Annotated in this window: 8 protein-coding genes; 7 read left to right on the top strand and 1 reads right to left on the bottom strand. The window is 28.1% G+C overall.

Annotated features, from left to right (window positions below; all coding sequences use genetic code 11):
* The 4 genes from NSA50_RS04935 to NSA50_RS04920 form a co-directional block, all read left to right on the top strand.
* A partial coding sequence (locus NSA50_RS04935) for an IS3 family transposase (protein ID WP_257443380.1) occupies nt 1–83 on the top strand: 83 nt, incomplete at its 5' end.
* A 342-nt stretch (nt 84–425) separates the two neighbouring features.
* Complete coding sequence (locus NSA50_RS04930; protein WP_257443365.1) at nt 426–2,153, top strand: ABC transporter ATP-binding protein; 1,728 nt, start codon at nt 426–428, stop codon at nt 2,151–2,153.
* Entirely contained in the window at nt 2,153–3,937 is a 1,785-nt protein-coding gene (locus NSA50_RS04925) for an ABC transporter ATP-binding protein (RefSeq protein WP_257443364.1), read from the top strand. Before NSA50_RS04930 ends, NSA50_RS04925 begins: the two co-directional genes overlap by 1 nt.
* A gap of 80 nt (nt 3,938–4,017) precedes the next feature.
* Nucleotides 4,018–4,734, top strand: a complete 717-nt coding sequence (locus tag NSA50_RS04920) for a hypothetical protein (RefSeq protein WP_257443363.1) — start codon at nt 4,018–4,020, stop codon at nt 4,732–4,734.
* Between the two features lie 142 nt (nt 4,735–4,876).
* Here the strand turns inward: NSA50_RS04920 and NSA50_RS04915 are convergent, their stop codons facing one another.
* The gene (locus NSA50_RS04915; RefSeq protein WP_257443362.1) at nt 4,877–6,910 is read right to left on the bottom strand and encodes a methyl-accepting chemotaxis protein; all 2,034 of its coding nucleotides are present in this window, start codon (nt 6,908–6,910) and stop codon (nt 4,877–4,879) included.
* 229 nt (nt 6,911–7,139) lie between these two features.
* Here NSA50_RS04915 and NSA50_RS04910 point away from each other — a divergent pair, with 229 nt between their 5' ends.
* The 3 genes from NSA50_RS04910 to hisC all read left to right on the top strand — a co-directional run bounded on the left by NSA50_RS04910 (nt 7,140) and on the right by hisC (nt 10,275).
* The gene (locus NSA50_RS04910; RefSeq protein WP_257443360.1) at nt 7,140–8,195 is read left to right on the top strand and encodes a PTS transporter subunit IIC; all 1,056 of its coding nucleotides are present in this window, start codon (nt 7,140–7,142) and stop codon (nt 8,193–8,195) included.
* 79 nt (nt 8,196–8,274) lie between these two features.
* Complete coding sequence (locus tag NSA50_RS04905) at nt 8,275–9,261, top strand: D-isomer specific 2-hydroxyacid dehydrogenase family protein (protein ID WP_257443358.1); 987 nt, start codon at nt 8,275–8,277, stop codon at nt 9,259–9,261.
* Nucleotides 9,262–9,270: 9 nt separating this feature from the next.
* A complete protein-coding gene (gene hisC / locus NSA50_RS04900; RefSeq protein ID WP_195429747.1) occupies nt 9,271–10,275 on the top strand; it encodes a histidinol-phosphate transaminase in 1,005 nt (334 codons plus the stop codon).
* Nucleotides 10,276–10,312: the final 37 nt, after the last annotated feature.

The raw sequence follows: 10,312 nt of genomic DNA, 5'->3' as shown, positions 1-10,312 counted from the left end.
TTTATTATAATAACTACAGATATAAATGGGATCAAAAAAAGATGACCCCTGTTCAATACAGAAATCATCTTCTTTGTGCATAACCCTTTTTTTATAATGTCCTTGACATAGGTATCAGTTTATTTCGCGAGGCCCTTTATAAAAATAAAAGATTAAACTTTTTAAGGAAATAAAGCCTATTTGAAATTGAATAAATTTTATATTAAATAGATTTCTGAGACTTTGCCTTTTTTATTTAAGATAAATATAATGAAGGAGAAAGTAAGGTGTATTGGAAAACTTTGTGGATTTTTCCTTTAAGCTATGCTACAATGTAATGAAAATTGCATATGTGGTTTAAAGAGATGAAATAATAGTAATAGTCTAATTATTTCATTTTTATTTATATTGAAAAGAATTGAAAGAAGAGGAGTGATTACGCAGCAATGAAATTATTATTAAAGTATTTAAAAAATTATAAGGCGCTTCTTATACTAAATATTATATCAGTCTTTGGTTTTGCTTTAGTTGAATTAGGAATACCTACTATCATGGCAAAGGTTATAGATAAAGGAATAGTAAATAGCGATATTAATTATGTAAAAAGAATGGGGATAATTATTTCAATTATTTCAGTTATTGGAGTTCTTGGAACAATACTTTTAGGATTTTGTTCATCAAGAATTTCTACAGGGATAACAAGAGATATGAGAAATGATATTTTTAAAAAGTCACAAGAATTTTCACATACGGAGTATGATAAGTTTGGGGTATCATCAATGATAACAAGAACTACAAATGATGCATTTGTACTTTTACAGTTTACAAATACGCTTTTAAGAACAGCATTATTAACGCCTGTAATGTTTACAGTGAGTTTAATAATGATACTTAGAACAAGTCCTTCATTATCTGTAGTTCTAGCTATAACAATTCCATTCATAATACTAGGAGTTGTAATTATAGCAAAGGTATCTGAGCCATTATCAGAAACTCAACAAAAGAGATTAGATAAGTTAAATAGAATATCAAGAGAAAACTTAACGGGGATAAGGGTCATAAGGGCATTTGGAAATGATAATTATGAAGCCAAAAGATTTGATGAAACTAATGAGTTATATGCACAAGTTTCTAAAAAGCTTCATAAGCTTATGGCTATATCTCAGCCAATGTTCTTCTTTCTTTTAAATTTAGCGATTATAGCGATATTTTGGATATCAAGTAAAATGATAAATGCAGGAGCTCTTCAAGTTGGACAATTAGTAGCATTTATAGAATATTTATTTCATGCTATGTTTTCCATTATGTTATTTTCAATGGTATTTATAATGTATCCTAAAGCACAAGTTTCAGCTCATAGAATTAAAGAAATATTAGATGAAGATCCTATAATAAAGAGTCCAGAAAATGGAGTTAAAGATACTGAAATTAAAGGATTAGTAGAATTTGATAATGTATCCTTTGTATATCCAAATGGAGAAGAAGCAGTTCTTAAAGATATTTCTTTCACTGCTAAAAAGGGTGAAACAATTGCCTTTATAGGAAGTACAGGTAGTGGAAAAAGTACATTAATAAACCTTATTCCAAGATTTTATGATGTTACAAAAGGTAGCATTAAAATAGATGGAGTAGATGTAAGAGATTATGATTTAAAGGCATTACGTAAGAAGATTGGATTTATACCTCAAAGGACATTATTATTTACAGGCAGTATAGCAAGTAATATTAAATTTGGTAAGAGAAATGCAGATACTGGAGAAATTGAATATTCTGCAAAAGTTGCACAAGCTTATGATTTTATTTCACGTAAACCTAAAAAGTTTGAAGAAGTAATAAGTGAAGGTGGATCAAATGTATCAGGTGGACAAAAGCAAAGGCTTTCAATAGCTAGGGCAATAGTTAGAAAACCAGAAATTTATATATTTGATGATAGCTTTTCAGCTTTAGATTTTAAAACAGATGCTATTTTAAGAAAGAGACTTAAAGCAGAAACTAAAGATTCAGTAGTATTAATAGTAGCACAAAGAATAGGTTCAATCATGGACGCCGATAAAATAGTAGTATTAAATGAAGGTGAAGTAGTAGGAATTGGAACTCATAAAGAGTTACTTAAAACTTGTGAAATTTATCATGAAATAGCATCATCACAACTTACAGAGGAGGAACTTGCGTAATGAATAGATTTAAAGCAGTAGTAAAGAAAATTGCTCCTTTTGTAAATAAATATAAATGGTCATTTTTAGGAGCGATATTATTTATAGTATCAGCAGCAGTATTTACAGCATTAGCTCCAAGGACAGAAGGGTTAATTATTACACAATTAACTAAGGATTTTGAAGCTATTATAAAAGGTGTTCAAGGAGCTTCAGTTAATTTTAATTATATTATTAAGATTTTAATCTTATTATTTTTCGTTTATATAGGTAGTGCAGGATCAACATTCATAGCTAGTTTCTTATTAACTAATGCAATTCAAAATACAATGAAGGATATAAGAAATGCGGTACAAAAAAAGATAAGTAAGCTTCCTATAAAGTATTTTGATGGAAATAGTTATGGTGATGTATTAAGTCGTATAACAAATGACGTAGATACTATTTCTAATGCGTTGCAACAAAGTTTTGTTCAAGTAGTTAATGCATTTTTATCATTGAGTTTAGCGCTTATAATGATGTATTCAATAAATGTAAAACTTGCACTTTTAGCAACTATTATAATCCCTTTAAGTATTTTAATTACAAAGATTATAGTAAATAAATCACAAAATCTATTTAATAAACAACAAGCAGCTTTAGGTAAGCTTAATGGAAAAGTGCAAGAGATGTATACAGGTTTTAATGAAATTAAGCTATATGGAAAGCAAGAGGATGCCATAAAAGAGTTTATGGAAGCAAATGAAGAGCTTAGGGCAACAGGATTTAAAGCACAATTTATATCAAGTATAATGTCACCTTTGGTTGGACTTGTTAGTTATTTAGGAATTGCAGCAGTTGGAGTAATGGGAGCTATAACAGCAATATCAGGAGGAATAACAGTAGGTAACCTTCAAGCATTTATACGTTATATATGGCAAATAAATCAACCATTATCACAAGTAACTCAATTATCATCAGCAATACAATCTGCAGTAGCAGCAGCTCATAGAGTATTCGAATTCTTAGATGAAGAAGAGGAAATAAAGGATATAGAAAAAAATGTGAAACTAGAAAGTCCAAAAGGAAATGTAACTTTTGAACATGTAAGATTTGGATATAATGACGATAAAATTTTAATTGAAGATTTAAGCGCTGAAGTTAAAAGTGGTCAAATGGTTGCAATAGTTGGGCCAACAGGTGCTGGAAAAACTACATTAATTAATCTTTTAATGAGATTTTATGAAATTAAAGATGGATCAATAAAAATAGATGGCGTAGATATAAGAGATATGAAACGTGAAGATCTACGTTCAATATTTGGAATGGTACTTCAAGATACATGGCTATTTAACGGTACTATTTATGATAACATAGAATATGGAAGATTTGGAGCAACAAAAGAAGAAATAGTTGAAGCGGCTAAGATAGCCAATGTACATCACTTTATAAAAACTCTTCCTGATGGATATAACATGTTCCTAAATGAAGAGGCATCTAATATTTCACAAGGTGAAAAACAACTTTTAACAATAGCTAGAGCAATACTTAAAGATCCAGCTATATTGATATTAGATGAAGCAACAAGTTCTGTAGATACAAGGTTAGAATTATTACTTCAAAAAGCAATGAGAAATATAATGAAGGGAAGAACTAGCTTTGTAATTGCTCATAGATTATCAACAATAAGAAGTGCAGATTTAATTTTAGTAATAAATGACGGTAATATAATTGAACAAGGAACACATGAGGAACTAATGAAAAAAGGTGGTTTCTATGAAAAATTATATAATAGTCAATTTGCAGATAAAGAAGTATCTAATTAATAACATCAAATTAATAGTATCCTATAATAAATAAGTGCATATTTTGTATTATAAATAATTATGCCTTTAGGAGTGGGATATTGAAATCTAAAAATAATTACAATAGTAAAAAGAATAAAGATCATTGTTCCTCTTCAAAAGAGATAAGGAGTTATGAAAAAAATAATTCTTCTAAGTCGCAAAATAATGATGAAGTAGGAAATAGAAAAAATAACATAAATAGAAATAAACAATATAGTACTAATGAGAATAATATTAAAGATAACTTAGATAATGGAAAAATATACTTTGAACATATAGATGAAAGAGCAGAAGAAATAAAAAATGATAATAAAGCAGAAATAAATAATGATAATGAAGAAGAAATAAATAATGATAATGAAGCAGAAAATAATAATTCTCAGAATAATGCAAGTGTTCCTAATAGAGATGAGTTATTTTCTCAGTTAGGCACATTGAATTTATCTATAGATACATTGTATATTATAATATTAGCCACACTTTTAAATCTCTATTATCTATATAGTTTAAGAGCAGGGGTTTCAGATCAATTATTTAATACTAATGAATCTGAAAAATTTATTAATACGAAGAATTTTCCAAGAATAACTAATGCTATGTTTCTTTATGCAACAGGAATATTTTTAGATATTAATTACAGAGGATTAGAAGAGGCGAAGAGAGCAAGTAAAGAAACTAATGATAAAAGAGCTGTAGTTAGAGCTTGGAAGTCATTTTTATCGAGTTTATTAGTTTTCATTGCAACTACTATAAGTAGAGATAATTTAGAAGTATAATACTAAAAAGAGTCGTAATATCTAAAGTGCCCTATATATTAAATAAAAATATTTAATATATAGGTGCAAATTATATTTACGACTCTTATTATTTATATTTAAATTTTAACTTTATTGATAAACTTAAATAGAGGAATTTCTATTAATCTATCTTAAACTTACTAAGTTTATCTAATATTGATTTAGTTAAGGTACTTAAATGTTCAGCTGAACCAGCAACTTTTTCACTTGAAGTAGATAATTCACTTGATGAAGCATATATTTCTTCTGTAGCAGCACTTAATTCTTCAGAAATAGCAGAAGAATTAGTTATATTTTCTATTATATTTTGCTTTCTTTTAGATATGCTGTCAGAATTTTTATCCAATGAATTTATTTCTTTAGATACTTCAAGAACTAAAGATATAATTTCATCAAAACTAAGCATAGTCTTTGTTGTTTCATCAATTTGAGTTTGGAATAGTGAGCTTATTGAATCATTTTCTTTTACAATAACAGAAGTTTGGTTAAGTACGTTTTGTACTATTGAAGTAATTTCTCTTGATGAAGTTTTACTTTCTTCTGCTAGTTTTCTTATTTCATCAGCTACAACAGCAAATCCTTTTCCTGCTTCTCCTGCCCTAGAAGCTTCAATAGCAGCATTTAAAGCAAGAAGATTAGTTTGTTCAGAAAGAGAGTTTATTACGTCTGTTATTGAAGTAATATTATTTATGTTTTCCTTCATGCTTGAAATTGTATCGCTAAATATTTTGAAATTATTTTCTAAGGATTTCATGGTTAATACTAGTTCACCTATATCTTCATTAGATGAAGTAGATTTATTATTAATATTTGCTACCATAGTATTAATATTAGAAATAGATGTAATTATGGAAGTTAAATTAGTATCAAATATATCCATATCAGCTGTAATATTAGAAAGTTGGTTAGCTTGACTATATGTCCCTTGAGAACTTTCCTTTGTAGCAGCAATTATATTTTTACATGAAGTTAAATAATCCTCAGACATATTAGTTAGATTTAATGATTCCTCCTCTAATGTATGTGATGAATCTTTGATGGACGAAATCATATCCTTTAATGAATCTTGAGATTTATCTATTGAAGAAAGTATTTCTCCTATTTCATCTGTTTTATTTAATTCTTCATTAGATAGTACTTGTGAGAAATTACCTTTTGCAAAATTTGAAACTATACTAGAAACTGATTTTAATCTTATACTAAGTTTATTTGAGAATCTGTAAGCTAGTATCATTGAAATAATTAAAGATACAATACCCACAGTGATTACTATTTTAAGAATTGTATCTACTACCATAAATAGATCAGAACTATCAACCATAAGGCCTACTGACCAATTAAGTTCTGGAATATTTTGATAGGAAATTACTCTTCTAGTTTCATTAAAATCATATTCATCAAAGCCAGTTTCTCCGGATTTCATTTTTTCAATACTTTTAGCAAGTTCAGCTAATGAAGTATTTTTTTTAGCTATTTCAATAATGTTTTCTCCTTCTTGAACTCTTTTATATTCATAATGAGCTATAGTTGTACCATTACTATCTATTAAACATGTTTTTCCTGTACTCCTAAATGTTATTGTGCTTATCTTATCTGATATTTCTTTAGCATCTCTGGCAAAAGATAATACCCCTACTATTTGTCCATTATTTTTTATTGGAGCAGAATATACCATCAAAGTTTTTCCTGTAGTCTTATCAGTTAATGGGCTACTAACTGTTGAAGTACCAGACATGGCTGTTTTGAAATAATCTCTATCAGAAATATTAACAGTTTGTCCGCCACTATTTAATCCATTCCCAGATTTATCTGCAATTAGTATTCTATCTAGGCTATATTGAGATATGTATCCATTAAGAGATATTAAGTTTTTTTGAATATCTGAATATGAAGACATTGATACAGTTGATGCTAGTGTTTCAGATAACATAATATATTTATTTACATATTCATTTAATTCGCTAGCACTTCTTTTTGTCAATTCTGACATCATATTTAGAGAGTCATCTTTTATTTTCTTATTTACCGACACTGTTGTTATAGCTGTAAGAACTAAAAGTGAAGATATTAATAAAATTGAAAATAGTAATATTATTTGTGTTTTTATTGATTTGTTTGGTTTTTTAATTTTTGATGATTTCTTTAAGTTTTTCATTTTTACCCTCCTATTGATTCTTATTTATATATCGAAATGTCGAATGGGAAACTTTATAAAAAAATCATATAAAATACAAATTTCTCTTTTAAATTTACATTTAATACCACTAAATATAAATAAAAGGTGAAAATATAAAATATAACTAAAATTTGACAAAGAAAACAATATAATGTATATTTAAAATGAATTTTTTAATATACAATAAAATCAAAAGGAGAGTATAATTATGAGTAACGAAAAGATGACAGCTAAGCAGTTTATGGACAAGCTGTTAGCGGGGTTAAGTGTTGGTATAGTAGTAGCTCTTATACCAAATGCTTTATTAGGTGAATTATTAAAGGTAATAATACCTCACTTTGCCCCAGCACAAACAATTTTTGATATAACTTTACTTGCAATGAGACTTTCACAAATGGTAATAGGTGTTTGTATTGCAATGCAATTTAAGTTAACTCCAATTCAAATCACATCAGTAGGTATGGCTGCAGTAGTTGGATCAGGCGTAGCAAGTGTTGGAGAAAATGGTGCATTTATTTTTGCAGGAACAGGGGATGTAATTAATGTTGCAATTACAGCAGCTATAGCAGTTGGAATTGTAATGCTTTTAGGTAATAAATTGAAGGCGTATACAATATTACTAGTTCCAGCAATAGTAGTAATAGTTGCAGGGGGAATTGGTATTTTTGCATTACCATATGTTAAAGGAATAACACTATTTATTGGTGATATAATCAATAAATTTACAACTTTACAACCAATATTAATGGGAATATTAATTTCTTTATGTTTTGCATTCTTAATAGTTTCACCATTCTCTACAGTTGCAGTTGCAACAGCAATTGCTCTTGGTGGAATAGGTTCAGGAGCAGCAAATTTAGGGGGTGTAGCAGCAGGTTTTGGATTAGCTATTTGTGGATGGAAAGTAAACTCTTTTGGTACTTCAATAGCACATTTCTTAGGATCTCCTAAGATGCAAATGGTGAATTTAGTAAAGAAGCCTATAATGATGGTACCAATTCTTTGCAATGCTGCTGTACTAGGAGCATTAGCTGGAATATTTAATATTCAAGGAACTCCTATGAGTGCAGGATTTGGTATTTCAGGTTTAATAGGACCAATTAATGCTTTGAATTTAATGGGTGGATATACAACAATGAATGTAATTATTGTTAGTATAGTATTTGTAATTGCCCCAATAGCATTAGGAATATTATTTAATTACATATTTACTAAAATTGCAAAAATAATTTCAGAAGAAGATTATAAATTGACATTTGAGTAGAAATAAATTATGTAGGGGGAGACTCCTACATATATTTATCTAATAAATTTACAAAAAGATAAACAAAAGGAGTATAGTTATGAAAGTATTAGCGTATTGTGTAAGACCAGATGAAATGAGTAGTTTTGAAAAATTCTCAAGTAAGTATAATCATGAAGTTACAATTGTAAAGGAATCTTTTGGGCCATCAAATGCAAATTTAGCTGAAGGATATGATGCTATAAGCATATTGGGAAATTGTAATGCAAATAAAGAAGCAATAGAAATAATTTCAAAATTAGGTGTTAAATATTTAGCAACTCGTTCAGCTGGATATAACAATATTGATTTAGAAGCTGCAAAGGAATTTGGGGTAAATGTAGCAAATGTACCAGCATATTCACCAAACTCAGTAGGAGAATTTGCAGTAGGGGTTACTTTATGTTTAGCAAGAAACTTCAAGAAAGCATTTAAGAGAGTAGAAGCTCAAGACTTTTCATTAGATGGATTAATTGGATTTGAATTAAGAAATAAAACAATAGGTTTTATTGGAACAGGAAGAATTGGACAAATTGCTATTAAAGCATTTTCAGGATTTGGCAGTAAGATGATAGGATATGATTTATATCCTAATGAAAATGCAGCAAAATATATTGAATATAAAACATTAGATGAAGTATTTGAACAAGCTGATATAATATCACTTCATTGTCCATTAACAGCTGATAATTATCACTTAATAAATGATGAGTCAATTGCTAAAATGAAGGATGGTGTAATTTTAATAAATACATCTAGAGGTCAATTAATGGATGCTAAAGCACTAATTGAAGGTGTAAAGAGTGGTAAAATTGGCGGTGTTGCAACAGATGTTTATGAACATGAGTATGGAATTTTCCATAGCAACCACCAAAATAATGTAATTAGTGATGAAACATTATTAACTTTAAAATCATTCCCAAATGTTATAGTAACTCCTCACTATGGATTCTATACAGATGAAGCAGTAGCTAATATGGTTGAATATACATTAGAAAATCTATATGATTTTGAAACAAAAAATGATTGTAAAAACAAATTAGCTTAGGTGATTAAATTGAGTTATGACATAATTAAACTAGATTCAAATGAAAATCAAATAAAACATTCATTTGATATAGTAGATTGCATAAAACAAATAGATCCTAAATTATATCCAGATGTAACAAATACCTTAGTGAGGGAAGAGATTGCTAAATATTTTGGAGTAACAAAAGAAGAAGTATTCTGTTCTCATGGTTCAGACTATTTAATTAAAGCTTTAACTTTTGGGTTAGTAAGGGGAAATCATGAAGTAATAATGCCAGATGTAGCATTTCCAACATATGAAATTGCTGCAAAAATTAAAGAATGTAAATATATTAAGATTCCATTAAAAGACTATGGTATAGATTTAAATGCTACTTTAGAAAAAATAAATGAAAATACAAGATTAATTTGGATATCTAATCCTCATAATCCAACAGGAACACTTTTAAGTGATGAAGATATAATATCATTTTTAGAAAAAGTTCCTTCATATGTTAAAGTAGTTTTAGATGAGGCATATATAGAGTTTTTAGAGAAAGATCCATTAGATTCTTTAAAGATTTATAAGGAATTCTCTAATGTAATAATATTGAGAACATTCTCAAAAGCTTATGGGCTTGCGGGAGTGAGAGTTGGATATGGAATTGCTAGACCAAGTATAATTGATGAGTTTAATTTTGCTATTGGACCATTTGACTTAAATTCATATGCACAAGGTTTAGCTGTTAGAGTTATAAAGGAAAAAGAATACGTAGAAAAAGTAAGAATTAATAATAAAAAAGCACTTACTATGTATGAAAATGCTTTTAAAGAGCTTAATATAGAATATATAAAATCATATGCATCTTTTATTATGTTCAAATTAGGAGATAAAGCAACTGAGCTTGTAGATTTCTTAAAAGAAAGAGGAATAATAGTAAAGGATGGAAGATTTATCGGCATGAGTGGGTTCGTTAGAATTTCAATGGGTACAGAAGAGCAAAATAGGATAGTTATAGAGAATATAAAGAAATTTATAATGATTAACTATTAAATTGAGTGATTGAGAAGTTAATAATATTGAAAAATAA

Origin of the sequence: Clostridium mucosae (genome assembly GCF_024622765.1) — a bacterium.
GTDB lineage: Bacteria > Bacillota > Clostridia > Clostridiales > Clostridiaceae > Clostridium.
The sequence above is the reverse complement of the archived record's forward strand: the minus strand, read 5'-3'. Positions and strand labels throughout refer to the sequence as shown.

Coding starts and splice junctions, on each gene's coding strand:
- NSA50_RS04910 (WP_257443360.1), top strand. CDS start 7,140: ATGAGTAACGAAAAGATGACAGCTAAGCAGTTTATGGACAAGCTGTTA.
- NSA50_RS04925 (WP_257443364.1), top strand. CDS start 2,153: ATGAATAGATTTAAAGCAGTAGTAAAGAAAATTGCTCCTTTTGTAAAT.
- NSA50_RS04915 (WP_257443362.1), bottom strand. CDS start 6,910: ATGAAAAACTTAAAGAAATCATCAAAAATTAAAAAACCAAACAAATCA.
- NSA50_RS04905 (WP_257443358.1), top strand. CDS start 8,275: ATGAAAGTATTAGCGTATTGTGTAAGACCAGATGAAATGAGTAGTTTT.
- NSA50_RS04930 (WP_257443365.1), top strand. CDS start 426: ATGAAATTATTATTAAAGTATTTAAAAAATTATAAGGCGCTTCTTATA.